At 70.5% G+C, this 26,168-nt stretch carries 25 protein-coding genes and 1 pseudogene; 10 read left to right on the top strand and 16 right to left on the bottom strand.

The window, feature by feature from the left end; all coding sequences use genetic code 11:
* Window positions 1–12: 12 nt before the first annotated feature.
* The 6 genes from QM792_RS07505 to QM792_RS07480 form a co-directional block, all read right to left on the bottom strand.
* Window positions 13–789 carry an enoyl-CoA hydratase gene (locus QM792_RS07505; protein WP_415148879.1) on the bottom strand — a complete coding sequence of 259 codons (777 nt, stop codon included), beginning with the start codon at window positions 787–789 and terminating at the stop codon, window positions 13–15.
* A gap of 79 nt (window positions 790–868) precedes the next feature.
* Window positions 869–2,068 (bottom strand): acetyl-CoA C-acyltransferase, encoded by a 1,200-nt coding sequence (locus QM792_RS07500; RefSeq protein ID WP_415148877.1) that lies wholly within the window; start codon window positions 2,066–2,068, stop codon window positions 869–871.
* Window positions 2,069–2,174: 106 nt separating this feature from the next.
* Window positions 2,175–4,559: a 3-hydroxyacyl-CoA dehydrogenase/enoyl-CoA hydratase family protein gene (locus QM792_RS07495; protein ID WP_415148876.1), complete on the bottom strand. Its 2,385-nt coding sequence runs from the start codon at window positions 4,557–4,559 to the stop codon at window positions 2,175–2,177.
* Between the two features lie 5 nt (window positions 4,560–4,564).
* Entirely contained in the window at window positions 4,565–5,014 is a 450-nt protein-coding gene (locus QM792_RS07490; protein ID WP_415148875.1) for a DUF2147 domain-containing protein, read from the bottom strand.
* Between the two features lie 26 nt (window positions 5,015–5,040).
* A complete protein-coding gene (locus QM792_RS07485; protein ID WP_415148874.1) occupies window positions 5,041–6,831 on the bottom strand; it encodes an acyl-CoA dehydrogenase C-terminal domain-containing protein in 1,791 nt (596 codons plus the stop codon).
* A 25-nt stretch (window positions 6,832–6,856) separates the two neighbouring features.
* Entirely contained in the window at window positions 6,857–7,543 is a 687-nt protein-coding gene (locus QM792_RS07480) for a TetR/AcrR family transcriptional regulator (RefSeq protein ID WP_415148873.1), read from the bottom strand.
* Window positions 7,544–7,705: 162 nt separating this feature from the next.
* On the opposite strand from QM792_RS07480, the gene QM792_RS07475 reads away from it, so the two are divergent.
* Window positions 7,706–8,263, top strand: coding sequence for an HNH endonuclease (locus QM792_RS07475; protein WP_415148872.1), 558 nt, complete (start codon window positions 7,706–7,708; stop codon window positions 8,261–8,263).
* Between the two features lie 122 nt (window positions 8,264–8,385).
* Window positions 8,386–8,898, top strand: coding sequence for a glycine zipper 2TM domain-containing protein (locus tag QM792_RS07470; RefSeq protein WP_415148871.1), 513 nt, complete (start codon window positions 8,386–8,388; stop codon window positions 8,896–8,898).
* Here QM792_RS07470 and QM792_RS07465 read toward each other — a convergent pair.
* Window positions 8,862–9,062, bottom strand: coding sequence for a DUF3079 domain-containing protein (locus QM792_RS07465; RefSeq protein WP_415148869.1), 201 nt, complete (start codon window positions 9,060–9,062; stop codon window positions 8,862–8,864). The genes QM792_RS07470 and QM792_RS07465 overlap by 37 nt on opposite strands.
* Window positions 9,063–9,192: 130 nt before the next feature.
* On the opposite strand from QM792_RS07465, the gene QM792_RS07460 reads away from it, so the two are divergent.
* A complete protein-coding gene (locus QM792_RS07460) occupies window positions 9,193–9,657 on the top strand; it encodes an RrF2 family transcriptional regulator (protein ID WP_415148867.1) in 465 nt (154 codons plus the stop codon).
* Between the two features lie 124 nt (window positions 9,658–9,781).
* Here the strand turns inward: QM792_RS07460 and QM792_RS07455 are convergent, their stop codons facing one another.
* The 3 genes from QM792_RS07455 to uraH form a co-directional block, all read right to left on the bottom strand.
* Window positions 9,782–10,780, bottom strand: a complete 999-nt coding sequence (locus tag QM792_RS07455; RefSeq protein WP_415148865.1) for a porin — start codon at window positions 10,778–10,780, stop codon at window positions 9,782–9,784.
* 49 nt (window positions 10,781–10,829) lie between these two features.
* A complete protein-coding gene (locus QM792_RS07450; RefSeq protein ID WP_415148864.1) occupies window positions 10,830–12,026 on the bottom strand; it encodes a urate hydroxylase PuuD in 1,197 nt (398 codons plus the stop codon).
* A 180-nt stretch (window positions 12,027–12,206) separates the two neighbouring features.
* Window positions 12,207–12,563, bottom strand: coding sequence for a hydroxyisourate hydrolase (uraH, locus tag QM792_RS07445; protein ID WP_415148863.1), 357 nt, complete (start codon window positions 12,561–12,563; stop codon window positions 12,207–12,209).
* 95 nt (window positions 12,564–12,658) lie between these two features.
* Between uraH and QM792_RS07440 the strand changes: the two genes are divergently transcribed.
* The 7 genes from QM792_RS07440 to QM792_RS07410 all read left to right on the top strand — a co-directional run bounded on the left by QM792_RS07440 (window position 12,659) and on the right by QM792_RS07410 (window position 20,150).
* Complete coding sequence (locus tag QM792_RS07440; RefSeq protein ID WP_415148861.1) at window positions 12,659–13,402, top strand: GntR family transcriptional regulator; 744 nt, start codon at window positions 12,659–12,661, stop codon at window positions 13,400–13,402.
* Window positions 13,399–14,328, top strand: a complete 930-nt coding sequence (gene puuE, locus QM792_RS07435; protein WP_415148859.1) for an allantoinase PuuE — start codon at window positions 13,399–13,401, stop codon at window positions 14,326–14,328. Before QM792_RS07440 ends, puuE begins: the two co-directional genes overlap by 4 nt.
* Complete coding sequence (gene uraD, locus QM792_RS07430; RefSeq protein ID WP_415148858.1) at window positions 14,325–16,106, top strand: 2-oxo-4-hydroxy-4-carboxy-5-ureidoimidazoline decarboxylase; 1,782 nt, start codon at window positions 14,325–14,327, stop codon at window positions 16,104–16,106. Before puuE ends, uraD begins: the two co-directional genes overlap by 4 nt.
* Window positions 16,103–17,326, top strand: a complete 1,224-nt coding sequence (locus QM792_RS07425) for a M20 family metallopeptidase (RefSeq protein WP_415148857.1) — start codon at window positions 16,103–16,105, stop codon at window positions 17,324–17,326. The genes uraD and QM792_RS07425 overlap by 4 nt, the downstream gene beginning before the upstream one ends.
* 103 nt (window positions 17,327–17,429) lie before the next feature.
* On the top strand, window positions 17,430–18,482 hold the full coding sequence (locus QM792_RS07420; RefSeq protein WP_415148856.1) for an ABC transporter substrate-binding protein: 1,053 nt from the start codon (window positions 17,430–17,432) through the stop codon (window positions 18,480–18,482).
* An 85-nt stretch (window positions 18,483–18,567) separates the two neighbouring features.
* On the top strand, window positions 18,568–19,389 hold the full coding sequence (locus QM792_RS07415; RefSeq protein ID WP_415148854.1) for an ABC transporter ATP-binding protein: 822 nt from the start codon (window positions 18,568–18,570) through the stop codon (window positions 19,387–19,389).
* Entirely contained in the window at window positions 19,386–20,150 is a 765-nt protein-coding gene (locus QM792_RS07410) for an ABC transporter permease (RefSeq protein ID WP_415148852.1), read from the top strand. Before QM792_RS07415 ends, QM792_RS07410 begins: the two co-directional genes overlap by 4 nt.
* A gap of 2 nt (window positions 20,151–20,152) precedes the next feature.
* On the opposite strand, the gene QM792_RS07405 is transcribed toward QM792_RS07410, so the two are convergent.
* From QM792_RS07405 to QM792_RS07380, 6 genes and pseudogenes are all read right to left on the bottom strand, one after another.
* Window positions 20,153–21,607 (bottom strand): aldehyde dehydrogenase, encoded by a 1,455-nt coding sequence (locus tag QM792_RS07405; RefSeq protein ID WP_415151598.1) that lies wholly within the window; start codon window positions 21,605–21,607, stop codon window positions 20,153–20,155.
* A gap of 273 nt (window positions 21,608–21,880) precedes the next feature.
* Window positions 21,881–22,360 (bottom strand): annotated as a pseudogene (locus tag QM792_RS07400) (ABC transporter ATP-binding protein); the annotation flags it as partial.
* A complete protein-coding gene (locus tag QM792_RS07395) occupies window positions 22,357–23,103 on the bottom strand; it encodes an ABC transporter ATP-binding protein (protein WP_415148851.1) in 747 nt (248 codons plus the stop codon). The pseudogene QM792_RS07400 and the gene QM792_RS07395, both read right to left, overlap by 4 nt.
* Window positions 23,100–24,026 (bottom strand): branched-chain amino acid ABC transporter permease, encoded by a 927-nt coding sequence (locus QM792_RS07390; RefSeq protein ID WP_415148849.1) that lies wholly within the window; start codon window positions 24,024–24,026, stop codon window positions 23,100–23,102. The genes QM792_RS07395 and QM792_RS07390 overlap by 4 nt, the downstream gene beginning before the upstream one ends.
* Window positions 24,023–24,898 carry a branched-chain amino acid ABC transporter permease gene (locus QM792_RS07385; protein ID WP_415148848.1) on the bottom strand — a complete coding sequence of 292 codons (876 nt, stop codon included), beginning with the start codon at window positions 24,896–24,898 and terminating at the stop codon, window positions 24,023–24,025. Before QM792_RS07385 ends, QM792_RS07390 begins: the two co-directional genes overlap by 4 nt.
* Complete coding sequence (locus tag QM792_RS07380) at window positions 24,895–26,079, bottom strand: amino acid ABC transporter substrate-binding protein (RefSeq protein WP_415148847.1); 1,185 nt, start codon at window positions 26,077–26,079, stop codon at window positions 24,895–24,897. Before QM792_RS07380 ends, QM792_RS07385 begins: the two co-directional genes overlap by 4 nt.
* Between the last annotated feature and the right edge of the window lie 89 nt (window positions 26,080–26,168).

The raw sequence follows: 26,168 nt of genomic DNA, 5'->3' as shown, positions 1-26,168 counted from the left end.
TTCGTCGGGGCTTCAGGAGAACTTCGAGAAATCCGGCTTGCGCTTCTGGAAGAAGGCCTGGAAGGCTTCCATCGCCTCGGGGCTGCGCAGCCGCGCGCCGAACAGTTCGCCTTCGACGGCGATGGTCTTCAGCACCTCGTCGGCGCCGGCGCGGCGCAGCAGCTTCTTGGTCTCGCGCACCGCGCCGGGCGGCAGCGCGTTGAAGCGCTCGGCCACGCGGCGCGCGTGGTTCACCACCTCGCCGGCCGGCAGCACCGCGTTGGCGATGCCCGCCTCCACCGCCTCCGCGGGCGAGAACGGGTCGCCCAGCAGCAGCTTCTCGGCCGCCTTGACGTTGCCGAGCAGGCGCGGCACGACCAGGCTGGAAGCGAACTCCGGCACCAGGCCGAGGCTGACGAAAGGCATCGCCAGGCGCGCCTCGTCGGACACGTAGACCAGGTCGCAGTGCAGCAGCAGCGTCGTGCCGATGCCGATCGCCGCGCCGGTGACGGCGGCCACCACCGGCTTGTCGACGCCCAGCAGCGCGCGCATGAACTGGAACACCGGCGAGTCGGCGTGGCCGCTGCCGCTGCCCGGCGGGCGGCTCATGAAGTCCTCGATGTCGTTGCCGCTGGTGAAGATGCCCGGCTGACCGGTGATCAGCACGGCGCGCACCGCCGCGTCGGCCTGTGCGGCGTTCAGCGCGTCGGCCATCGCCTGGTACATCGCGATCGTCAGCGCGTTCTTCTTCTCGGGCCGCGCGATCTCGATGGTGGCCACGCCGTTCAGCGTGGCGGTCTTGATGCTCATGCGTGTCTCCTCATGCGGGCGGTATCCGTTCGCCCTGAGCTTGTCGAAGGGCTCAGCCCGAACGGGATGCATACGGGGTTCAGACCCGTTCGATGATGCCGGCGGCGCCCTGCCCCATGCCGACGCACATCGTGACCATGCCGTACTTCAGGTTGTGGCGGTGCAGCGCGTGCACGACGGTCGCCGCGCGGATCGCGCCGGTGGCGCCCAGCGGGTGGCCGAGCGCGATCGCGCCGCCCATCGGGTTGACCTTGGCGGGGTCGAGCCCGACCGTGTTGATCACCGCCAGCGCCTGCGCCGCGAAGGCTTCGTTCAGCTCGATCCAGCCGAGGTCGTCGAGCTTCAGCCCGGCCGCGCGCAGCGCCGCCGGGATCGCCTCGATCGGGCCGATGCCCATGATCTCCGGCGGCACGCCGCGCGCCGCGAAGCTGACGAAGCGCGCCAGCGGCTTCAGGCCGAACTGCTTGACGGCCTTCTCGGAAGCGAGGATCAGTGCGCCCGCGCCGTCGCTGGTTTGCGAGCTGTTGCCGGCGGTGACGCTGCCCTTGGCGGCGAACACCGGCCGCAGCTTGGCCAGGCCTTCCAGCGAGGTGTCGGGGCGCGCGCCTTCGTCGAGGTTCACCGTGCGCGTCTTCACGCCGACCTCGCCGGTGGCGAGGTTGGGGAAGCGCTCGACGATCTCAACCGGCGTCATCTCGGCCGTGAACTCGCCCGCCGCCATCGCCTTGAGCGCCTTCTGGTGCGAGGCCAGCGCGAACTGGTCCTGCGCCTCGCGCGACACCTTCCACTGCTCGGCCACCTTCTCCGCCGTCAGGCCCATGCCGTAGGCGATGCCGACGTTCTCGTCCTTGGCGAAGATCGCCGGGTTGAACGAGGGCTTGTTGCCGCCCATCGGCACCATGCTCATCGACTCCGCGCCGCCGGCGATCATCACGTCGGCCTCGCCGACGCGGATGCGGTCGGCCGCCATCTGCAGCGCGGTCAGGCCCGAGGCGCAAAAGCGGTTGACGGTCACGCCGCCCACGGTATTGGGCAGCCCGGCCAGCACCATCGCGACGCGCGCCATGTTGATGCCCTGCTCGGCTTCGGGGAAGGAGCAGCCGATCACCGCGTCCTCGATCGCCTTCGGGTCCAGCGTCGGCACCTGCTTCAAGGCGCTTTGCACCGCGGCGACCAGCAGGTCGTCCGGCCGCGTGTTCTTGAAGTAGCCCCGGCCCGACTTGCCGATCGGCGTGCGGGTGGCGGCGACGATGTAGGCGTCTTGCACTTGCTTGCTCATCACGAATCTCCTGGTGTCTTGTCAAGCGGCCGCCGCGGAACCGGCTTTGCCGGGCCGCCGGCGGCGCCCCCTCGAGGGGGAGCGCCGAAGGCGCTACGGGGGTGGGTCAATTCCTCACCGGCTTGCCGGTTTGCAGCATGCCCATGATGCGTTCCTGGGTCTTGGCGTTGTCGAGCAGCGCGCAGAAGTGCTTGCGCTCGAGCGCCATCAGGTACTCCTCGCTGACCAGCGAGCCGGCTTCCACCTCGCCGCCGCAGACCACATCGGCGATCAGCGCGCTGATGTGGAAGTCGTGCTCGCTGATGAAGCCGCCGTCGCGCATGTTGGCGAGCTGGCCCTTGATCGTGGCGATGCCCGAGCGGCCTGCCACCGGGAACAGCGACCTGGCCGGCGCGCGCCAGCCGCTGTCGGCCATCGCGCGCGCCTGCTGGATCGCCACGAAGAGCAGCTCGTCCTTGTTGGGCACGATCACGTCGCTCCACAGCAGGTAGCCGAGCTTGCGCGACTCGATCGCGCTGGTGCCCACCTTGGCCATCGCGGCGTTGGTGAAGCCGTCGGTGAGGAACTTGAAGATGTCGGCGTTGGCGTTGCCGGCCGCCGCCATCTCGGCGGCACGGCGCGCGATGTAGGTCAGGCCGCCGCCGCCCGGCACCAGGCCGACGCCGACTTCCACCAGCCCCATGTACGACTCCATCGCCGCGACGCGGCGCGCCGAGTACACCGCCAGCTCGCAGCCGCCGCCCAGCGCGATGCCGCGGATCGCCGACACCACCGGCACCTGCGCGTAGCGGATGCGCAGCATCAGGTCCTGCAGCTTCTTCTCCTCGGGGGCGATGCCCTTGCTGCCGCTCTTCATGAACACCGGCATCAGCGCCTCGAGGTTGGCGCCGGCGGAGAACACGTCGTCGGGCGACCAGATCACCAGGCCCTTGTAGCCGGCCTCGGCCAGGTCGAGCGCCTTGTGCAGGCCCTCGGTGACGGTCGGGCTGATCAGGTGCAGCTTGGCGGTGATGCTGGCGATCAGCACCTCGCCGTCCAGCGTCCAGGCGCGCAGCTCCTCGTTCTTGAAGACCTCGGTGCCGGCCTGCAGCGGCGCCACCGCGCCGGAGCCCGCCACGTTCTCGGGGAAGTGCTGGCGCTGGTAGACGGCCAGGCCGCTGCGCGGCACGTACCTGCCCTGGCTCGGGCTCCACGAGCCTTCGGCGGTGTGCACGCCGTCGCGACCGTCGAACACCCAGGCCGGCAGCGGCGCCTTGCTCAAGGCCTTGCCGGCCTCGATGTCGGCCTGGATCCACCCGGCCACCTGCTTCCAGCCGGCCTGCTGCCACAGCTCGAACGGGCCTTGCTGCACGCCGAAGCCCCAGCGCATCGCGAAGTCGACGTCGCGCGCGCTCTCGGCGATGTCGGCCAGGTGCACCGCGGCGTAGTGGAAGCCGTCGCGCAGGATGGCCCACAGGAACTGCGCCTGCGGATTCGTCGATTCGCGCAGCAGCTTGAGCCGCTCGGCCGGCGCCTTCTTCAGCATGCGCTCGACGATGGGCTCGGCCTTGCCGCCCACGGGCACGTAGTCGCCCTTGGCCGGATCGAGGCGCAGGATGTCCTTGCCGACCTTCTTGTAGAAACCCGCGCCGCTCTTCTGGCCGAGCGCGCCCTGCTCGATCAGCTTGGCCAGCACCGGCGGCGTGCCGTAGGTGTCGTAGAACGGGTCGTCCTTCAGGTTGTCCTGCAACGTCTTGATGACGTGCGCCATCGTGTCCAGGCCCACCACGTCGGCGGTGCGGAAGGTGCCGCTGCTGGCGCGGCCGAGCTTCTTGCCGGTGAGGTCGTCGACGACGTCGTAGCTCAGGCCGAAGGCCTCGGCCTCCTTGATCGTGGCCAGCATGCCGGCGATGCCGACGCGGTTGGCGATGAAGTTCGGCGTGTCCTTGGCGCGCACCACGCCCTTGCCGACGCTGCTGGTGACGAAGCTCTCGAGCTGGTCGAGGATCTCCGGCCGCGTCGTCGGCGTCGGGATCAGCTCCACCAGGTACATGTAGCGCGGCGGGTTGAAGAAGTGGATGCCGCAGAAGCGCGGCTTGATCTCCTCGGGCAGCGCTTCGCTGAGCTTGGTGATCGACAGCCCCGAGGTGTTGGAGGCGACGATCGCGTGCGGCGCCACCGCCGGGGCGATGCGCTTGTACAGGTCGAGCTTCCAGTCCATGCGCTCGGCGATGGCCTCGATGATCAGGTCGCACTCCTTGAGCTTGTCGAGGTGCTCTTCGTAGTTGGCCTGCTCGATGAAGGCGGCGTCCTCGGGCACGCCCAGCGGCGCGGGCTTGAGCTTCTTCAGCCCCTCGACGGCCTTGCTGACGATGCCGTTCTTCGGCCCTTCCTTGGCCGGCAGGTCGAACAGCACCACCGGCACCTTGACGTTGACCAGATGGGCGGCGATCTGCGCGCCCATCACGCCGGCGCCGAGCACGGCCACCTTGCGAACGTTGAAACGATTCATGTTGTTCACTCCACGCGGATCCAGGTCTGGTTGCGGAAGAACGGGCCGATGTAGCCGCGCACCTCCAGTTGCTTGCCTTCGGCCAGCGGCTTGAGCCGCAGGCGGTAGGTCTTGCCGTTGTTGGGGTCGGTGATGTCGCCGCCGGTCCAGACGCTGGCGTCGGCGCTGTCGTGGCGGGCGTTGCGGATGATGGCCAGGCCGAGCATCGGCTTGCCCTTGCGCTCGTCGGTGCACTTGTCGCACACCTCGTTCTGCCTGGCCGGATCGAGGATCTTCTCGATGCGGCCGGTCAGCACGCCGCCCGCCTCGCTGATGCGCACCAGCGACTTCTCGGCCTTGCTCTCGTCGTCGATGGTCTTCCACAGGCCCACCGGCGTGGCGGCCTGGGCCAGCGCGGCCACGGGCGCGAGCGCCGCGGCGAGCGCGGCCAGGGCGGTGGCGATCTTCTTGTTCATCGTCGTTGTCTCCTCGGGTGGCAGGTTCAGAACAGCGCCTCGTCCATCTCCATCAGCGGGGCCAGGCCGGCGCGGCAGCTTCGGATCAGCCCGGCGGTCTCGGGCAGCAGCTTCGCATAGTAGAAGCGCGCCGTCGCCAGCTTGGCGGTGTAGAACGGGTCGCCCGAATCCTTCTTCGCCAGCGCCACCTTGGCCATGCGCGCCCAGAAGTAGGCGAACACCAGGTGGCCGCACACGCGCAGGTAGTCCACCGCGGCGGCGCCCACCTCGTCGGCGTTGCCCATCGCCTTCATGCCGATCTCGGTGGTCAGCTTGGTGAGCTTGTCGCCCAGGTCGGCCAGCGGGTTGACGAACTCCTGCATCGCCTCGCTGGTGCCTTCCTCCTCGACGAACTCCTGCACCAGCTTGCCGAACTTCTTCAGCTTCTTGCCGCTGTCGCCCAGCACCTTGCGGCCCAGCAGGTCGAGCGACTGGATGGTGTTGGTGCCCTCGTAGATCATGTTGATGCGCGCGTCGCGCACGAACTGCTCCATGCCCCATTCGCGGATGTAGCCGTGGCCGCCGAACACCTGCAGGCAGTGCGAGGTCGCGATCCAGGCGTTGTCGGTGAAGAAGGCCTTGACGATGGGCGTGACCAGCGCGACGAAGTCGGCGCACTCCTTGCGCTCGTCCTCGTCGTCGCTGGCGAGTTCCTTGTCGAGCATCAGCGTGGTCCACATCGCCAGCGCGCGGCCGCCCTCGGCGTAGGCGCGCGCGGTCAGCAGCATCTTGCGCACGTCGGGGTGCACGATGATGGTGTCGGCCGGCTTGTCGGGGTTCTTCGCGCCCGACAGCGCGCGCATCTGGATGCGCTCCTTGGCGTAGGCCACGGCGTTCTGGTAGGCCACTTCGGTCAGGCCGAGCGACTGCATGCCCACGCCCAGGCGCGCCGCGTTCATCATCACGAACATCGCGGCCAGGCCCTTGTTCGGCTCGCCGACCAGCGTGCCGGTGGCGCCCTCGAGCACGATCTGCGCGGTGGCGTTGCCGTGGATGCCCATCTTGTGCTCCAGCGCGGCGCAGAAGATGGCGTTGCGCTCGCCCGGCGTGCCGTCGGCCTGGGGCAGGAACTTGGGCACCACGAACAGCGAGATGCCCTTGGAGCCGGCCGGCGCGTCGGGCAGGCGGGCCAGCACCAGGTGCACGATGTTCTCGGCCAGGTCGTGCTCGCCGGCCGAGATGAAGATCTTCTGGCCGGTGATCTTGTAGGTGCCGTCGGGCTGCGGCTCGGCCTTGGTGCGCAGCAGGCCCAGGTCGGTGCCGCAGTGCGGCTCGGTCAGGCACATCGTGCCGGTCCACTGGCCGCTGGTCAGCTTGGGCAGGTACAGCGCCTTCTGCGCCTCGGAGCCGTGCGCGTGCAGCGCCTCGTAGGCGCCGTGCGACAGGCCGGGGTACATGGTCCAGGCCTGGTTGGCCGAGTTGAGCATCTCGTAGAAGCTCTGGTTCACCACGTGCGGCAGGCCCTGGCCGCCGTAGGCCGGGTCGCAGGAGAGCGCCGGCCAGCCGCCCTCGACGTACTTCGCATAGGCTTCCCTGAAGCCCTTGGGCGCGCTGACGGCGTGCGTGGCCTTGTCGAGCGTGCAGCCCTCGGCGTCGCCGCTCTGGTTCAGCGGCGCGATCACCTCGGCGGCGAACTTGCCGCCTTCTTCCAGCACGGCGTTGATGGTGTCGGCGTCGATGTCGGCGTGCGCCGGCAGCATCTTCAGCTCGTCGACGACCTTGAGCACCTCGTGCATCACGAACTGCATGTCGCGCAGGGGCGGGGTGTAGCTGGGCATGGCTCGGCTCTCCGGGAACGGTGATTCAGGAACGGGCCGCGCGCGCGCTTGCGCCGCGCCTGCGGGCCGGGGGGGACGTGGCTTCGAGTGCGCCGGGCACGGCATGGTTCTCGAGCACGCGGCGGAAGACCTGCGTGGCGCGCTCCACCGCGCCCGGGCGGCGCAGGAAGCGCGCGTCGTGGTGCAGCGCGAGGATCAGGCCGTGCACCTCGAACAGCATCTGGCGCGGGTCGGTGTCGGGTTCGAGATGGCCCTCCTCGATGGCGATGCGGATGGCGCGCTCCAGCGCGTCCTGCCAGGCCTGCACCATCGTGACCAGCGCGTCGCGCACCGGGCCGGGCCGGTCGTCGAACTCGACCGCGCCGCTGATGTAGATGCAGCCCGAATCGATCTCCACCGCGACGCGGCGCACCCAGTTGTCGAACAGCGCGCGCAGGCGCGGCAGCCCGCGCGGCTCGCGCAGCGCCGGGTAGAAGACCTCTTCCTCGAACTTGTGGTGGTACTCGCGCACCACGGCGATCTGCAACTCGTCGCGCGAGCCGAAGTGGGCGAACACGCCCGACTTGCTCATGCCCGTGATCTCGGCCAGCGCGCCGATCGACAGCCCTTCCAGACCCATGTGCGAGGCCAGCGCCAGCGCCGCGTCCAGGATGGCGGCGCGGGTCTGCTGGCCTTTGTGCAGCGTTCGGACGGGGGTCGGGGGTTCGGCCATCGACGGTGGAAGGAATTTGAAACGAACGATCGTTCTATTTTGCAGAAAAGCACCCGCGCGCGCCCAACGGCCCCACGGTATTTCTAGGCTTTGGCCCCTAGACGACGGCGTCACGCCCGCGACTTGAGCGGAATGCGGCGGATGCGATACGCTCATCGAATCATGGATGTGTTGCAGCTCGACGTTTCCGGGCGCCCGCAGGCGTGGATCTCGGCCAAGGAGGCCGCGGTGCTGTACGCCAGCGACGGCGTGGCCTGGACGCTGGGCGACACCTTCTACGTGCTGCGCGGCGGCGTGCAGCGCCGCACCGGGCTGCAAAGCCGCATCGAGGTGCACCCCATCATCGCGGTGCGCGGCGCGGTGCCGAGCAAGGCCTGGCGGCAGACGCCGGCGCTGTCCAACCCCAAGCTGTTCGCGCGCGACCGCCAGGTCTGCGCCTACTGCGGCCACCGCCTGCCCTTCGACGAACTGACGCGCGAGCACATCGTGCCCACCTCGCGCGGCGGGCACGATAGCTGGATGAACTGCATCACCGCCTGCCGGCCCTGCAACGGCCGCAAGGGCAACCGCCTGCCCGAAGAGGCGCGCATGGGCCTGCTGTACCTGCCCTACGTGCCCAGCCTGCACGAAGACATGATCCTGCGCGGCCGGCGCATCCTGGCCGACCAGATGGAGTTCCTGCTCGCCAGCGTGCCGCGTTCGAGCCGCCTTCACGGTTGACCGGGGCCGACGCCCTTCTTTACACGCCGGCGCGGAACCACCCGCGTACAGTGCGCCTCCATCGGTCAACGCGCAGCCCCGGGCGGGCGTTGCGCCGCCTGTTCCCCGTGGAGTTCCCCACCATGAAGAAGCTGCTTTCCCTCGTCGCCCTGGCCGCGCTGACGGCCTGCGCCACCTCCAACCCCGACGTGATCCAGCGCGCCGACGCGCAGCGCCTGTCGCAGGTGCAGGACGCCACCGTGCTGACGGTGCGCCCGGTGGTGGTCGACGGCAGCCAGAGCGGCATCGGCGGCACCTCGGGCGCGGTGATCGGCGGCGTGGCCGGCTCGTCGGTGGGCGGCAGCCGCGAGGCGGTCGCCATCGGCGTGCTCGGCGCGGTGGCCGGCGCCGTGATCGGCAACACGATAGAGCGCGCCGGCACGCGCGAGGAGGCGCTGGAGATCCTCGTGCAACTGCGCAACGGCGAACGCCGCGCCATCGTGCAGGCCAAGGGCAGCGAGCCCTTCAACCCGGGCGACGCGGTGATCCTCGTCACCACCGGCGGCAGGACGCGCGTGATGCGCGCACCCGCCGTGGCGCCGTCGGCCGCGCCCGGCGCTCAGCCGGCCGGCACGCCGGTGCCGTCCAAGGGCTGATCCTCGCCGGGTTCGAGCGTCCAGTCGTCGCCGAACAGTTCCACCGGGTGCTGCGTGCGCTCCGAGCCGTTGCCGCACAGCATCGCGTCGGCGGCGCAGTAGCGCTCGCAGCCCCAGCAGTTGCGCTCGGGGTGCGCCGGGTGGATGGGGAAGCGCTTGGCCATCGCCTCTCGACTTTTTCCTGAGCTCGATCCTGCGTTTAAGATTCAGATCAAGTATATCTTTTGCGAACCGCGCCGCGCCGCCGCGCGGCTTGAGAATGCGCAAGCCCGCCACCTTCCGCACGAAGCCCCGATGCGCCTGACCGCGATGACCGACTACTCGCTGCGCCTGCTGATGCACGTCGGCCAGCACGGCGGCCGGCTGTGCACGATCGCCGAGATCGCGCAGGTGTACGGCATCTCGGAAGCGCACTTGATGAAGATCACGCACCAGCTCGCGCTGGCGGGTTTTCTCGAGACCCTGCGCGGCCGCGGCGGCGGCATGCGGCTGGCGCGGCCGCCCGCCGAGATCGGCATCGGCGACGTGGTGCGCGCGATGGAGCCCGACTTCGCGATGGTGGAGTGCTTCGCCACCGGCAACGCCTGCACGCTCAGCGGCCAATGCCGCCTGACCGGCGTGCTGCACGGCAGCCTGATGGCATTCATGGAGAACCTGGACCGCTACACGCTGGCGGATCTCATCGAGCCGATGCCGGCGCCGGCACAGCGCGGCGCGCAGCCGGTCGCCTTCGCGTCACGCGGTTCGCATCCGCGCTGAGCCCCGCGCGGTCTTCCACCGACCAGGCCCTCGTTCTGCGAGAAGCTGGCGTACGGAAAGGTGTTGAACAGGCCGCCGATCAGCGTACCCAGGCGCGAGCTTGACCCGCCCCGCGCCCGGCCGCTCAGAAGCGGTGCCGCACGCCGACCGAGAAGGCGCTGCCGCTGGACAGCCCGTCGACCTTGTCGCTCATGCCGACCAGGTACAGGTCGGTGCGCTTGGACAGGAAGTAGTCGTAGCCGGCCGAGAAGGTCTTGCGCTTGGGGCCGCTGTCGGGCTTGATCCGGCCCCACTGCGCGAGGATCTTGCCCTGCCCCACCGGCACGCTGGCGCCGAGGCCGGCGATGTCGTACTCGTTGCCGCTGGTCTTGTTGTCGACCTTGCCGAACTGGCCGAACAGCTTGGCGGCGCCGAAGTCGTAGGAGGCCGCCGCCTGCCAGGTCTTGGTGTCGTCCACCGGGCCGGCGCCGTTCTTCTTCACGTCCTGCCACGACAGCGCGGCGTTGAACGCGCCGGCGCCCCAGCCCAGGTTGGCGCCGTGGTTGCGGCCGTTGCTGCCGGTCTCGGCCGCGGCGACGATGAGCTGCAGCGTCGCGCCGCCGAACCTGGGGCTGGTGTAGAGCACCGAGTCGTTCCAGCCCGTGTCGCCGGTGGTCGTGCCGCTGGTGAAGTAGTGGCGGATGCTGGGCGAGTAGCCGAACGAATCGCCGAAGGCGTTGAACAGCAGCGTGGTCACGAACAAGGGCGTGGTGTTGCGGCCGACGGTGACCTTGCCCAGGCTCTTGCTGGCCAGGCCGACGAAGGCGTTGCGCGCCCAGAAGGCGTCGCCGCCGAAGCGGCCCGACGCGCCGGTGTCGGCGCGCAGGAACGACTGCACCATGAAGACCGCCGACAGGCCGCCGCCCAGGTCTTCGCTGCCCTCGAAGCCGAACCAGCTCGTCGTCATGTTGCCGTTGTCGACGCCCCAGATCTTGTCGGCGGCGCCGACGGGCTTGGACTGGCCGGCGCTCATGTCGATCAGGCCGGCCAGCGTGACGCTGGACTGCGCCTGCGCGGCCAGCGGCAGCGCCGCGGCGGCGCCGACGGCGAGCAGCGCGCGGCGAAGGGTCGTGTAGCGGTTCATCGGGATCTTCCTCCTCGGGTTGGGGTGCGGGCCGGGGCCGGGCGCCGACTCAGTTCGAGGGCGCGCCGGCCTCGAACCACCTCCCGAGCAAGGATCGTTCCGCGTCGCTGATCTGCGTGGCGTTGTTCAGCGGCATGGTCTTGAGCACCACCGCCTGCTGGTACAGCGCCTGGGCGTTCTTCGCGATCAGCTCGGGCGTGTGGAGCAGGATGCCCTTGCTGTTGACCTGCTCGTTGTGGCACATCGCGCAGCGCTCGGCGATCACCGCGCGCACCTGCGCGAAGCTCGGCGGCGGCGCGCCGGCGCTCTTCGCGGCGGGTGCCGGCGCCAGCCAGGCGGCCAGCGCGACGATCAGCGCGGTGCCGGCCGCGGCGAACTCCCAGGGCACGCGCTTGCCCGCCACCAGCGCCTTGTGGCGCGCCACGAAGGAATGGCGGATCAGCGCGCCGGCCAGCATGATCGCCACCAGCACCAGCCAGTTGTGTTTCGCGCCGTAGAGGAAGCCGTAGTGGTTGCTGAGCATCGCGATCAGCACCGGCAGCGTGAAGTAGGTGTTGTGCACGCTGCGCTGCTTGGCGCGCTGGCCGTGCACCGGATCGACCGGCTGGCCGGCCTTCATCTGCGCCATCACGGTGCGCTGCCCCGGAATGATCCAGAAGAACACGTTGGCGCTCATCGCCGTGGCCATCATCGCGCCCACCAGCAGGAAGGCGGCGCGCCCGGCGAACAACTGGCAGGCGAGCCACGAGGCGACCACCACGGCGACCGTGACGCCGATGCCGACGATGCGGTCGCCACCCTCGCGCTGGCCGAAGACGCGGCAGATGCCGTCGTAGACCAGCCAGAACACCGCGAGGAAAGCCAGCGCCGCGGCGATCGCGCCGGCCGGCGACCACGCGAACAGGTTCCTGTCGATCAGGAAGGTGCCGGCCTGGTAGAGGTACAGCACCGTGAACAGCGCGAAGCCGGTCAGCCAGGTGGAGTAGCTCTCCCAGTAGAACCAGTGCAGGTTGGGCGGCAGCGCCTTGGGCGCCACCATGTATTTCTGCGGGTGGTAGAAGCCGCCGCCGTGCACCGCCCACAGTTCGCCGTCGACACCCTTGGCGACCAGGTCGGGCGCCGTCGGTTTGGTCAGGCTGTTGTCGAGGAAGACGAAGTAGAACGACGAGCCGATCCAGGCGATCGCGACGATGACGTGGGCCCAGCGCAGCAGCAGGTTGACCCAGTCGAGAACATACGCTTCCATGCGCGGCCACTTCCTTTCGGCACCGGCCGCGCAAGAAGCGCGCCTGTGCGCGGCCTCACCACAGCGGGCTCTGTGAGGCGGAAGTGTCGCAACCGGCGGCAGGGGCCGGGCTCCGCGGCGACGCGGTCCGATTGTATACAGCCCGGTACGCGATGCGCTCCGCGCTTTCCCCGAGCCGGCTCAGCTCCCGCGGTAGGTGGAATACGACCACGGGCTGGCCAGCAGCGGCACGTGGTAGTGCGCGCCGGCCGTGGCGAGGCCGAAGTCGAGCGGCACCTCGTCGAGGAACGGCGGCTCGGCCAGCGCCGCGCCGCGCGCGCGGAAGTAGGCCGCCACGCCGAACACGAGCCGGTAGCGCCCGGGCTGGAAGGCCTCGCCCTGCAGCAGCGGCGCGTCGGCGCGGCCGTCGTGGTTGAGCGTGACGCGCTTCAGCTCGGTGGCCGCGCCGTCGGCGCCGAGGCGGTACAGCCGCACCGCCATGCCGGCCGCGGGGCAGCCGTTGGCCGTGTCGAGCACGTGGGTGGTGAGTTGGCCCATGAAAGTCCTTTCCTTGGCAGGGTTCGGTTGCGGCGTCGTCAAAAGTGTATACACTTTGACCGGCAAATCACAGCAGCAACCCGACGCCCCACGCGATGCCGCGCACTCGCCCCACCCTGCCCATCGTCCGCCCGCGTGCGAAGGCAAGCAGGCCGCGTGCCGGCGCCGATGCCGGCACCAGCACGCAGCGCATCGTCGAGTCGATCACCGCGGCCATCGTCGAGCGCCGCCTGATGCCGGGCACCAAGCTGGCCGAGCAGAAGATCGCCGACATCTTCCAGGTCTCGCGCACGCTGGTGCGCCAGGCGCTCAACCAGCTCAGCCGCGACAAGCTCGTCACGCTGGAGCCGGCGCGCGGCGCGCGCGTCGCCGAGCCGGGCATCGCCGAGGCGCGCCAGGTGTTCGAGGTGCGCCGGCTGCTCGAGACGGCGATGATCCGGCAGGCCGCCGGCGCCCTGTCCGCCGCGCAGCTCGCCGAACTGCGCCGGCACCTGCGCGACGAGCAGGCCGCGGTGCAGCGCACCGACGTTCCGGGCCGCACGCGGCTGCTGGCCGACTTCCACGTCGTCATCGCGCGCATGCTGGGCAACGAGGTGCTGGCCGAGCTGCTGGCCGACCTGGTCACGCGCTCGTCGCTGATCGCGCTGATGTACCAGTCCTCGCATTCGGCGGAGCATTCGTTCGCCGAGCACGTGGCCATCGTCGAGGCGCTGGCCGCGCGCGACGCGCGCCGCGCCGTCGAGCTGATGGACGCGCACCTGCACAACGTCGAGCACAACCTGCGCCTGGCTCCGCGCACGCCCGACCTCTCCGACGCCCTGAGACCCTACGCACCATGACTTCCTCCTACCCCCGAGACCTGGTCGGCTACGGCCGCACGCCGCCGCACGCGCGCTGGCCCGGCAACGCGCGCATCGCGCTGCAGTTCGTGCTGAACTACGAGGAGGGCAGCGAGAACTGCGTGCTGCACGGCGACGCCGGCAGCGAGCAGTTCCTCTCCGAGATGTTCAACCCGATCGCCTACCCCGACCGGCACATGAGCATGGAGTCGATCTACGAATACGGCTCGCGCGCCGGCGTGTGGCGGCTGCTGCGCGAGTTCGACAAGCGCGGCCTGCCGCTGACCGTGTTCGGCGTCTCGATGGCGCTGGAGCGCCACCCCGAGCTGACGCGCGCCTTCGTCGAGGCCGGCCACGAGATCGCCTGCCACGGCTGGCGCTGGATCCACTACCAGACCATGCCGGAAGCGCAGGAGCGCGAGCACATGCGCCTCGGCGTGGAGACCATCCGCAAGCTCACCGGCGAACGCCCGCTGGGCTGGTACACCGGCCGCGACAGCCCGAACACGCGCCGCCTCGTCGCCGACTTCGGCGGCTTCGAGTACGACAGCGACTACTACGGCGACGACCTGCCGTTCTGGACCCGCGTCACGCGCAGCGACGGCAGCACGGTGCCGCACCTGGTGGTGCCCTACACGATGGACACCAACGACATGCGCTTCTCGCTGCCGCAGGGCTTCACCCAGGGCGAGGACTTCTTCACCTACCTGCGCGACGCCTTCGACGTGCTCTACGCCGAGGGCGAGGAGGCGCCGAAGATGCTCAGCATCGGCATGCACTGCCGGCTGCTCGGCCGGCCGGGGCGGCTGCGCGGGCTGCAACGCTTCCTCGACCACGTCGAGCGCCACGACCGCGTCTGGGTGTGCCGCCGCATCGACATCGCGCGCCACTGGAAACAGGTGCACCCCTGCGAGGCCACCGCATGACGACCACACTGGACCAACTCAACGCCGCCACGCCCGACGAGGCGGCGCGGCTGCTCGACGGCCTGTACGAACACTCGCCGTGGATCGCCGAGCGCGCGCTGCGGCGCCGGCCGTTCGTCTCGCTGGCGCAGTTGAAACGCGCGCTGGTGGAGGCGCTGGCCGAGGGCGGCCGCGACGCGCAGCTCGCGCTGATCCGCGCCCACCCCGAACTGGCCGGCAAGGCGATGGTGGCGAAGGCGCTGACCGCCGAGTCGACGCACGAGCAGACGGCCTCCGGCCTGACGCACTGCTCGGCCGAGGAGTTCGCGCGCATCCAGCGGCTCAACGCCGACTACAACGCCAGGTTCGGCTGGCCCTTCATCCTCGCGGTGCGCGGGCCGCGCGGCGTGGGGCTGGCGCGCGCCGAGATCATCGACACCTTCGCGCGCCGGCTCGCCAACCACCCCGACTTCGAGTTCGCCGAGTGCCTGCGCAACATCCACCGCATCGCCGAGATGCGCCTGGCCGACAAGTTCGGCTTCGAGCCGGTGCTGGGCAACCAGGTGTGGGACTGCGCCGAGATCCTCGCGCGCCACACCGACCCCGGCTACGCCGAGCTGGGCCAGTTGACCGTCACCTATCTGACCGATGCGCACCTGGCCTGCCAGGCGCAGTTGCGGCGCTGGATGCACGACTGCGGCTTCGACGAGGTGCGCGTCGACGCGGTGGGCAACGTCGTCGGCGTCTACCACGGCAGCGATGCGGCGGCCAAACGCCTGCTCACCGGCAGCCACTACGACACCGTGCGCAACGGCGGCAAGTACGACGGGCGGCTGGGCATCTTCGTGCCGCTGGTGGCGGTCCGCGAGTTGCACCGCGCCGGGCGCCGCCTGCCCTTCGGCATCGAGGTGATCGGCTTCGCCGAGGAGGAAGGCCAGCGCTACAAGGCCACCTTCCTGGGCTCGGGCTCGGTGACGGGCGATTTCGACCCCGCCTGGCTGGAGCAGCGCGACGCCGACGGCATCACGATGCGCGAAGCGATGCGCGCCGCCGGCCTGCCGGCCACGCTGGAGGCGATCCACGCCGAGCGGCGCGACCCGTCGCGCTACCTCGGCTTCGTCGAGGTGCACATCGAGCAGGGGCCGGTGCTCAACGAACTCGACCTGCCGCTGGGCGTGGTCAGCTCGATCAACGGCAGCGTGCGCTACGCCTGCGAGGTGCGCGGCATGGCCAGCCACGCCGGCACCACGCCGATGGACCGGCGCCGCGACGCCGCCGTGGCGGTGGCCGAACTGGCGCTGTACGTGGAAAGGCGCGCGGCCGGCGTGCCCGAGGTGGTCGGCACCATCGGCATGCTGGACGTGCCCAACGGCTCGATCAACGTCGTGCCCGGGCGCTGCCGCTTCAGCCTCGACCTGCGCGCCACCACCGACGCGGCGCGCGACGCGCTGGCCGGCGACGTGCTGGCCGAACTGGCGGCGATCTGCGAACGCCGCGGCCTCGCCTACCAGGCCGAGGAGACCATGCGTGCCGCCGCCGCGCCCAGCGCGCCCGCGTGGCAAAAACGCTGGGAGCGCGCCGTCGAGTCGCTGGGCCTGCCGGTCTTTCGCATGCCCAGCGGCGCCGGCCACGACGCGATGAAGCTGCACGAGGTGATGCCGCAGGCGATGCTGTTCGTGCGCGGGCTGAACGCCGGCATCAGCCACAACCCGCTCGAATCGAGCACCAACGACGACGCCGACCTGAGCGTGCGCGCCTTCCGGCATCTGCTCGATCAACTCAACGAAGAACTCTCATGACTGCCTATCAAAAACTCGACGCCTGGATCGACGCCCACTTCGACGAGCAGGTGCGCACGCTGCAGGCGCTGGTGCAGGTGCCCACCGACACGCCGCCGGGCAACAACGCGCCGCACGCCGAGCGCACCGCCGAGCTGCTGAAGGGCTTCGGCTTCGAGGCCGAGAAGTTCCCGGTGCCCGCCGAGCAGGTGAAGGCCGCGGGCCTGGAGAGCATCACCAACCTGATCGTGCGCCGCCGCTACGGCGAAGGAAGAACCGTGGCCCTGAACGCCCACGGCGACGTGGTGCCGCCCGGCGAGGGCTGGACGCACCCGCCCTACGGCGGCGAGGTGCACGACGGCCGGCTCTACGGCCGCGCCGCGGCGGTGAGCAAGTGCGACTTCTCGACCTACGTCTTCGCCACGCGCGCGCTCGAATCGCTGGGCGCGCCGCTGAAGGGCGGCGTCGAGCTGCACTTCACCTACGACGAGGAATTCGGTGGCGAGCTCGGCCCCGGCTGGCTGCTGGACAAGGGCTACACGAAGCCCGACCTGCTGATCGCCGCCGGCTTCAGCTACCAGGTGGTGACGGCGCACAACGGCTGCCTGCAGATGGAGGTGACGGTGCACGGCCGCATGGCGCACGCGGCGATTCCCGACACCGGCGTCGACGCGCTGCGGGGCGCCACCGCCATCCTCAACGCGCTGTACGCGCAGAACACGCTGTACAAGCAGATCAGCTCGAAGGTCGAGGGCATCAAGCACCCCTACCTGAACGTCGGGCTGATCCAGGGCGGCACCAACACCAACGTGGTGCCGGGCAAGGTGGTGCTGAAGCTCGACCGCCGCATGATCCCCGAGGAGAACCCGGCCGAGGTGGAAGCGACGATCCGCCGCGTGATCGAAGACGCCGCCCGGCAGGTGCCGGGCGTGACGGTGGAGATCAAGCGCATGCTGCTGGCGCGCGCGCTGACGCCGCTGCCGGGCAACCAGCCGCTGGTGCAGGCGCTTCAGAAACACGGCGAGGCGGTGTTCGGCGAGCCCATCCCGACCTCGGGCACGCCGCTGTACACCGACGTGCGCCTGTACTGCGAGCACGGCATCCCGGCGGTGATCTACGGCGCCGGCCCGCGCACCGTGCTGGAGAGCAACGCCAAGCGCGCCGACGAGCACATCGTGCTCGACGACCTGCGCCGCGCCACCAAGGTGGTGGCGCGCACGCTGTTCGACCTGCTCTCCTGAGGCGCCGCGACCCCCGCCGGTGCATCGCGCACCGGCGCGGGCATGGACGGCCGCGCACGCTTCTTGCGATCCGGACCGGCTCGTCACCGATCCGGAGCCGCCCATGCCCTCGACGCCCATCGCCGCCCGCCGCCTGACCCTGCTCGCGGCGCCCCTGTTCGCCGCGCTGCTCGGCCTGCTGCCCGCCCTGCCCGCGCGGGCGCAGGACACGCCGATCAAGTTCCAGCTCGACTGGCGCTTCGAGGGCCCGGCCGCGCTCTTCCTCGTGCCGGCCGCCAAGGGCTACTACAAGGCCGAGAAGCTGTCGGTCAGCGTCGACGCCGGCAACGGCTCGGGCGGCACGGTCACGCGCGTGGCCTCGGGCACCTACGACATGGGCTTCGCCGACCTGGCGGCGCTGATGGAGTTCCACGCCAACAACCCGACGGCGCCGAACAAGCCGGTGGCCGTGATGATGGTCTACAACAACACGCCGGCCGCGGTGCTGGCGCTGAAGAAGAGCGGCATCAGGACGCCGGCCGACCTGAGCGGCAAGAAGCTCGGCGCGCCGGTGTTCGACGCCGGGCGGCGCGCCTGGCCGATCTTCGCCAAGGCCAACGCGGTCAAGGACGTGGCCTGGACCGCGATGGACCCGCCGCTGCGCGAGACCATGCTGGTGCGCGGCGACATCGACGCGATCACCGGCTTCTCGTTCACCTCGCTGCTCAACCTGGAGGCGCGCGGCGTGAAGACCGAGGACATCGTCATGCTGCCCTACGCGCGGCACGGCGTGAAGCTGTACGGCAACGTGATCATCGCCGGCGAGGACTTCCTCAAGAAGAACCCGGAAGCGGTGAAAGCCTTCCTGCGCGCCTTCACCAAGGGCGTCAAGGACGTGATCGCCGACCCGAAGGCCGCGGTGGCCGAGGTCAAGGCGCGCGACGGCATCGCCAACGCCGATCTCGAGCTGCGCCGCCTCAAGCTCGCGCTCGAGCAGACCGTGCTGACGCCGGACGCCAAGGCCGAGGGCTTCGGCGAGGTCGATGCCTCGCGCCTCGCGCTGATGGCCAGCCAGGTGTCGGACGCCTTCGCGACCAAGGAGCGCGTCAACGCGGCGGCGGTGTGGAGCGGCGCGTACCTGCCCGGCGCCGCCGAGCGCAACATCTTCAAGAAATGAGCGCGAGCGCCGCGCCGGGCCGCCCCAAGCAAGCGAGCATCCCCTCAGGGGATCGGCCGACGTACCCGGCGGCCGAGGGGCGGACATGAACGCGTTCGTCGACTTTCACGACGTCTGGCTCGCCTACAACGACGAACTGCTCGCGAAGGGGCAGTTCGCCGTCGAGGCGATCGACCTGAAGGTGAGCGAAGGCGAGTTCATCGCCATCGTCGGGCCCTCGGGCTGCGGCAAGAGCACCTTCATGAAGCTCGCCACCGGGCTGAAGCGGCCCAGCCGCGGCACGGTGATCATCGGCGGCCAGCAGGTCAGCGGGCCGCTGAAGATCACCGGCATGGCCTTCCAGGCGCCCAGCCTGCTGCCCTGGCGCACCACGCTGGACAACGTGCTGCTGCCGCTGGAGATCGTCGAGCCGTACCGCTCGGCGTTGCGCGGCAAGCGCGCCGAGTACGCCGCCAAGGCGCGCGCGCTGCTCGCCTCGGTCGGCCTGGCGGGCTACGAGGACAAGTTCCCCTGGCAGCTCTCCGGCGGCATGCAGCAGCGCGCCAGCATCTGCCGCGCGCTGATCCACGAGCCGAAGATGCTGCTGCTCGACGAGCCCTTCGGCGCGCTCGACGCCTTCACGCGCGAGGAGCTGTGGTGCGCGCTGCGCGACCTGCAGGCGGCGCGCAAGTTCAACGTCATCCTCGTCACGCACGACCTGCGCGAGAGCGTGTTCCTCGCCGACACCGTCTACGTGATGAGCCGCAGCCCGGGCCGCTTCGTCGTGCGCCGCGAGATCGAGCTGCCGCGCCCGCGCGACCTGGAGATCACCTACACCGCGCGCTTCACCGACATCGTGCACGAGCTGCGCGGCCACATCGGCGCGATGCGCAAGCCGGCGGGCGGCGTCGCGGAGGCGGCGCCGTGAAGTCGCCCATCGAACGCGCGGCGCCGCTGCTGCTGCTGGCCGCCACGGTGCTGCTGTGGCAACTGGCCTGCTCCGCCTTCGAGGTCAGCGAGTTCATCTTCCCCAGCCCGTGGCGCATCGCCGAGCAGACCTGGGAGCACCGCGCCACCATCCTCGGCCACGCCTGGCGCACCTTCTGGGTGACGATGCTCGGCTTCGCGCTGGCCATCGTCGTCGGCGTGCTGCTGGGTTTCCTGATGGGCAGCTCGCGCCTGGCCTACGACGCGATGTACCCGCTGATGACCGGCTTCAACGCGCTGCCCAAGGCGGCCTTCGTGCCCATCCTGGTGGTGTGGTTCGGCATCGGCGTCGGCCCGGCGGTGCTGACCGCCTTCCTGATCAGCTTCTTCCCTATCATGGTCAACATCGCCACCGGGCTGGCGACGCTGGAGCCCGAGCTGGAAGACGTGCTGCGCGTGCTCGGCGCGAAGCGCTGGGACGTGCTGATGAAGGTCGGCCTGCCGCGCTCGCTGCCCTACTTCTACGGCTCGCTGAAGGTGGCGATCACGCTGGCCTTCGTCGGCACCACGGTCTCGGAGATGACCGCCAGCAACGAGGGCATCGGCTACCTGCTGATCTCGGCCGGCAGCTCGATGCAGATGGGGCTGGCGTTCTCCGGACTGGTGGTCGTGGGCCTGATGGCGATGCTGATGTACGAGCTGTTCTCGGTGATCGAGAAGCGCACCACGGCGTGGGCGCACCGGGGGTCGCAGGGGCACTGAGCTCAGAACGGATAGTGCCGCGGCGCCGTCTGCACCGTGATCCAGCGCAGGTCGGTGAACTCGGCGATACCGGCCTTGCCGCCGAAGCGCCCGAGGCCCGAGGCCTTCACGCCGCCGAAGGGCATCTGCGCCTCGTCGTGCACCGTGGGCGCGTTGACGTGGCAGATGCCCGACTCGATGCGCCGCGCCACGTTCAGCGCGCGTGCGATGTCGCGCCCGAACACGGCGGCCGACAGGCCGTATTCGTTGTCGTTGGCGCAGTCCACCGCGGCGTCCACGCCCTTGACGCGCACGATGCACTTCACCGGGCCGAAGGTCTCCTCGTGGTAGATGCGCATCGCGCGCGTCACGCGATCCAGCACCGTCGCCGGCATCAGCGTGTCCTTCGCCTTGCCGCCGCACAGCAGCCGCGCGCCCTTGGCCAGCGCGTCGTCGATCAGCGCGTTGCAATGCTCCACCGTGCCCATGCCCACCACCGAGCCCAGCACCACCGGCTCGGGCTTGCGCGGGTCGCCCAGCGGCAACGAGCCCGCCTTGGCGGCGAACTTGTCGGCGAAGGCGTCGGCGACCTTCTCGTCGACGATCAGGCGCTCGGTCGACATGCAGATCTGCCCCGAGTTGGCGAAGCAGCCGAAGGCCGCGGCGTTGACGGCGTCGTCGATGTCGGCGTCGTCCAGGATCACCAGCGGCGCCTTGCCGCCCAGCTCCAGCACCACCGGCTTGAGGTACTTGGCGCAGGTCAGCGCGATCAGCCTGCCCACGCGCGTGCTGCCGGTGAAGTTCACGCGCCGCACCGCCGGGTGCGCCACCATCGCCTCCACCACCTTGCCGGCGTCGGCCGGCGCGTTGGTGACGTAGTTGACCACGCCCGCCGGGAAGCCGGCATCCTGCATCGCCTCGACGATGAGCTGGTGGGTGCGCGGGCAGTTCTCGCTGCCCTTGAAGACCACCGTGTTGCCGCAGGCCAGCGGCGTGGCGATGGCGCGCACGCCGAGGATGACGGGCGCGTTCCATGGCGCGATGCCCAGCACCACGCCGGCCGGCTGGCGCACGCCCATCGCCAGCGAGCCCGGCACGTCGGACGGGATCACCTCGCCGCCCACCTGCGTCGTCAGCGCCGCCGCCTCGCGCAGCATGCCGGCGGCCAGCATCACGTTGAAGCCGGCCCACATCGCGGTGCCGCCGGTCTCGGCCGGCACGGCCTCGCAGAAGGCGGGCGTCTTCGCCTCGAGCGCCTCGGCGGCCTTCAACAGCAGCGCGCGGCGCTCGCCGGGGCCGGTCTGGCTCCAGGTCTTGAAGGCTTCGGCGGCGGCCTCCACGGCGGCCACCACGTCGGCCTCGCTGGCCGCCGGCGCGCGCGTGGCGACGGAGCCGTCGAGCGGGTTGCGGCGCTCGAAGGTGGCGCCGTTCTCGGCCGTGACGGCCAGGCCGTTGATCAGCATGGACAGGTCGGACATGGTGTGCTCCTTGTGGGCTGCTTGAGATGCGGTCGGGGCCGAGCCCTGGCCGAGATAGGCGTGGCGGACGACGCTGGAGCGCGCCAGCAGGAAGGCCGGCCCGCTGGCGACGAGGCGGCCGCGTTCGAGCACGTAGCCGCGGTCGGCCACGGCCAGCGCCTTGCGCACGTTCTGCTCGACCATCAGCACGGTGGTGCCGGCGTCGGCGATGCGGCGCGCGATGGCGAGCAGTTCGTCGACCATCCGGGGCGCGAGGCCGAGCGAGGGCTCGTCGAGCATCAGCAGGCGCGGCGCGCTCATCATCGCGCGCGCCACCGCCACCATTTGCTGCTCGCCGCCGCTCATCGTGCCGGCGAGCTGCTGGGCGCGTTCGCGCAGCTTGGGGAAGTCGGCGAAGGCCTGTTCGAGCCTTCTCGCGCGCTCGTCCTTGCCGAGCAGCCAGCTGCCGAGTTCGAGGTTCTCGGTCACCGTCATCTGCGCGAAGAGCTGCCGCCCCTCGGCCACCAGCGCGACGCCGCGCTCGACGATGGCCGAGGTCTTGGCGCCGCGAGCGATCTCCTCGCCGTCGAGCCGCACCGCGCCGCCGCGCGGGATCAGCCCGGCGACGGCCTTCAGCAGCGTGGTCTTGCCCGCGCCGTTCGGGCCGAGGATGACGGTCAGGCCGGGGCGCGCTTCGAGCGTCAGTTCGCGCAGCACCAGGAAGGCGCCGTAGCCGGCCGACAGGCCCTCGATCCTCAGGTGCGCGGCTTTCATGCGGCCTCGACCATCTCGTCGCCGAGGTAGGCCTCCACCACCTCGGCGTTGCGCACCACCTCGGCCGGCGTGCCGTCGGCGATCTTGCGGCCCTGGTGCAGCACCAGCACGCGCTCGACGTGGCGCAGCAGCGTGGTCACGGCGTGCTCGATCCAGATCACGGTGAGGTCCAGCTCGTCGCGCAGACGGCGGACGAGCCGGGCCATGGCCTCGATCTCGTTCTCGGTCAGGCCGGCGGCCACCTCGTCGAGCAGCAGCAGCTTCGGGCGCGTGGCCAGCGCCATGCCGATCTCCAGCAGGCGCTGCTGGCTGGGCGTGATCGCCGCGGCGGGCAGCGCGGCCTGCACCGCCAGGCCGATCAGCTCGAGGATGCTCGCCTCGTCCTTCAGCAGCCACGACGCCGTGCGGCGCCGGCCGGCGAACTGCAGCCCGAAGTCGATGTTGGCCGCCACGCTCAGCTCGGCGAACACACGCGGCGTCTGGAAGGTGCGCGCGATGCCCTGCTGCGCGAAGCGGTGCGGCCGGGCGCCGGTGAGCCGCGCGCCGGCGGCGTAGAGCTCGCCCGCGCTCGGCTCGAGCACGCCCGACAGCGCGTTGAAGAAGGTGGTCTTGCCCGCGCCGTTCGGCCCGATGATGCCGACCAGCTCGCCGGGCGCGAAGGCGGCGCTGACGCCGTCGACCGCCGTCAGGCCGCCGAAGCGCACCGTCACGCCGCGGGCTTCGAGCAGCGGGTGGCCGTTCATCGCGCCGCCTTCCTGCGCCAGGCGCCGGGGCGCAGCGAGGCCAGCCCGCCGGGCAGGTACAGCACGCACAGGATCAGCAGCAGCCCGAGCGTCATCATGTAGAGCTGCGGGAGCTGCAGGCGCAGCGTCTCGGCCAGCAGGCTGAACACCACCGCGGCGAGCAGCGGCCCCCACAGCGTGGCGGCGCCGCCGATCAGCGCGATCAGCACGGTCTGGAAGCCGATGAAGGGGTTGAAGACGGTGGCCGGGTCGATGTAGGTCCAGCGCACGCTCATCGCCGCGCCCACCGCGCCGGCGAACGCCGCCGTCAGCGCGAAGCCGGCGATCTTCACGTGCCGCGTGTTCACGCCCAGCGTCTGCGCGCGCTGCTCGTCGGCGCCGATGCCCAGCAGCGCGAGGCCGAAGCGGCTGCGCCGCACGACGATGGCGGTGGCCACCGCGAGCACGGCCAGCGCCAGCACGGTGAGGTAGATGGTGTCGCGCTCGGGCGCCACCGCGAGCACGCGCCCCACGGTGCCGGCGAGCTGCTTCTCGGCGTAGGTCACGGCGTGGCGGATCAGCTCCGTCATGCCGAAGGTCAGCACCGCGAAATAGGTGCCGCGCAGGTGCAGCACCGCGCCGCCCATCAGCAGCGCGAGCGCCGCCGCCACGGCGGCGCCCAGCACGATCACCGCCAGCCAGGGCAGTTGCTCTATCGTCAGCGCGCCGGCGTAGGCGCCCGCGCCGAAGAAGGCCGAGGTGGCCAGCGACATGTAGCGCGTGCTGCCGCAGAACAGGCTCCAGCTCGACGACAGCGCCACGTACATCAGGCAGGTCAGCGCCATCGAGACGGCGAAGTCGCTACCGTAGTGCGGCAGCGCCAGCGCCCAGCCGGCCAGGGCGAACAGCAGCAGCGCGTCGCGCGCGGTCGTGGTCGTCGTCATCGCTTGAACAGGCCGTTCGGCTTCCACAGCAGCACGGCGATGAACACGCCGTAGGACAGCAGCGGCTTCAGCGACGGGCTGGTGAAGTGCATGCCCAGCGCCTCGATCACGCCCAGCGCCAGCGCGGCCACGAGGCTGCCGGTCATGCTGCCGAAGCCGCCCAGCGTGATGACGATCAGCGCCGTCACCGTGTAGGGCTCGCCGATCGAGGGCGAGATGGCGTAGCTCATCGACAGCAGGCTGCCCGCCAGGCCCGACAGCCCCAGGCCGACGCCGAACATCAGCGGGTGCAGCCGCTCGGTGTCGATGCCGACGAGCTGCGCGCCGGTGGGCGACTGCATCAGCGCGCGCACGCCCTTGCCGAGCAGCGTGCGCCGCAGCAGCGCGATCAGCGCCGCGCTGGCCAGCAGCGCGGCGCCCAGCAGCACCAGCTTGTTGCCGGCGAACTGCGCGCCGCCCACGGCTACCGGCTCGGTCAGGTAGTCGTAGCCGCGCAGCTCGCCGCCCCACACCAGCGCGGCGAAGTTCTGCACCAGGAACATCAGCCCGAAGCTGACCATCAGCGCGCGCGCCTCGAACAGGTCGACGTTCGCCGAGGTCGCCGCCAGGCGCCGGAACGCGAGGCGGTGGATCGCCAGGCCGAGCGCCATCAGCAGCGCGAAGGCGATCGGCGCCATCAGCAGCGGCGAGATGCCCAACGCGGTCTGCGCCAGCCAGGTGGCGAAGGCGCCGAGCATCAGGAATTCGCCGTGCGCGATGTTGAGGATGCGCATCAGCCCGTACTGCAGGTTCAGCCCGAGCGCGATGAGCGCGTACACGCCCCCGGTGATCAGGCCGGAGGCGATCAGTTCGAGCCAGGCGCCGAAGCTCACTTCCAGGCCGGCTTGGCCGGGTGCAGCGCCGCCGTCGCCATGCCCTGCGGCCACACCACCTCGAAGTCGCCGCCCTGCCACTGCCCCACCGAGCCCGGCACCGAGATCTCGCTGCCGCTGAACTTCACCTTGCCGATGATCGTGTCGTGCGTGTTGCCGGCGATGTGGTCGCGGATCGCCTTGCGGTCCAGGCCCACCTTGGCCACCGCGTCGGCGAGGATCTCCAGCCCGGCCCAGCAGTGGCCGCTGGCCCAGCGGTCGGGCTCCTTCTGCCAGCGCTTGACGTGCGCGTCGAAGTAGGCCTTGGCGGCCGGGCTGGTCTTGGGGTTCCACGAGCCCATGCCGAGCACGCCGTCGACGCCGGCGCCCATCACGTTCTTGTACAGCGGGAAGGCCACGCCCACCGCGGCGTAGAAGAACTTCGGGTTGAAGCCGATCTCCTTGGACTGCTTGCTCGCCAGGATGGTGTCGGGCGGGTAGGTGATGCCGATGAAGGCGTCGGGGTTCTGGTCCTTGATGGTGCGCAGCACCGGCGACAGGTCCTTCACGCCGAGCGGGTAGCCCTTGCGCTCGACCACCTGGATGCTCGTCTTCTTCAGCGCCGCGTTCAGCGCGGCGAAGTTCTCCAGGCCGAACAGGTCGTCCATGTAGAGGATGGCCACCGACTTGACGCCCTGCGCCACCAGCAGGTCGATCAGCGCGCCCATCATCTGGTCGGGCTGCTGCAGCATCGAGAAGAAGTACGGCAGCCGCATGTCGATCAGCTTGCGCGACAGCGCCGACGGCGCCACCAGCGGGTAGCCGAAGCGGTTGGCCAGCGGCGCGACGGCGAAGTTGTAGTTCGAGCCGTAGGGCGCGAGCACCAGGTCGACCTTGTCGCTGCCCATCAGCTTCTCGTAGGTGCGCACCGTGGTCTCGACCTCGCTGCGGTCGTCGTAGCCCATCAGCTCGATGGGGCGGCGCACGCCCTTCACGTTCAGCCCGCCGGCGGCGTTGTGCTGCTCGGCCCACATGATGAAGTTGGGCTCCTGGCTCACCTGCGCGCCGCCGGCCATCGCGCCGGTGCGCGGCATCGCGTAGCCGATGCGCACCGGCCCGGTCTGGGCCAGCGCGAGCGAGGGGAAGGCCAGCGCGGCGGGCGCGGCGGCCAGGGCCTGGACGACGGTGCGGCGGGTGCTCATGGTCTGTCTCCTGGAGTTGTGGGCGCATTCTTCGCGGCCGCGCGCCGCGCGGCTTTGCCGGCCGTGCAGCGCGGATTGACGATCCGTGC

The organism is Piscinibacter sp., from assembly GCF_047600445.1.
Classification (GTDB): domain Bacteria; phylum Pseudomonadota; class Gammaproteobacteria; order Burkholderiales; family Burkholderiaceae_C; genus Piscinibacter.
This window is presented reverse-complemented; position numbering and strand designations above follow the sequence as displayed.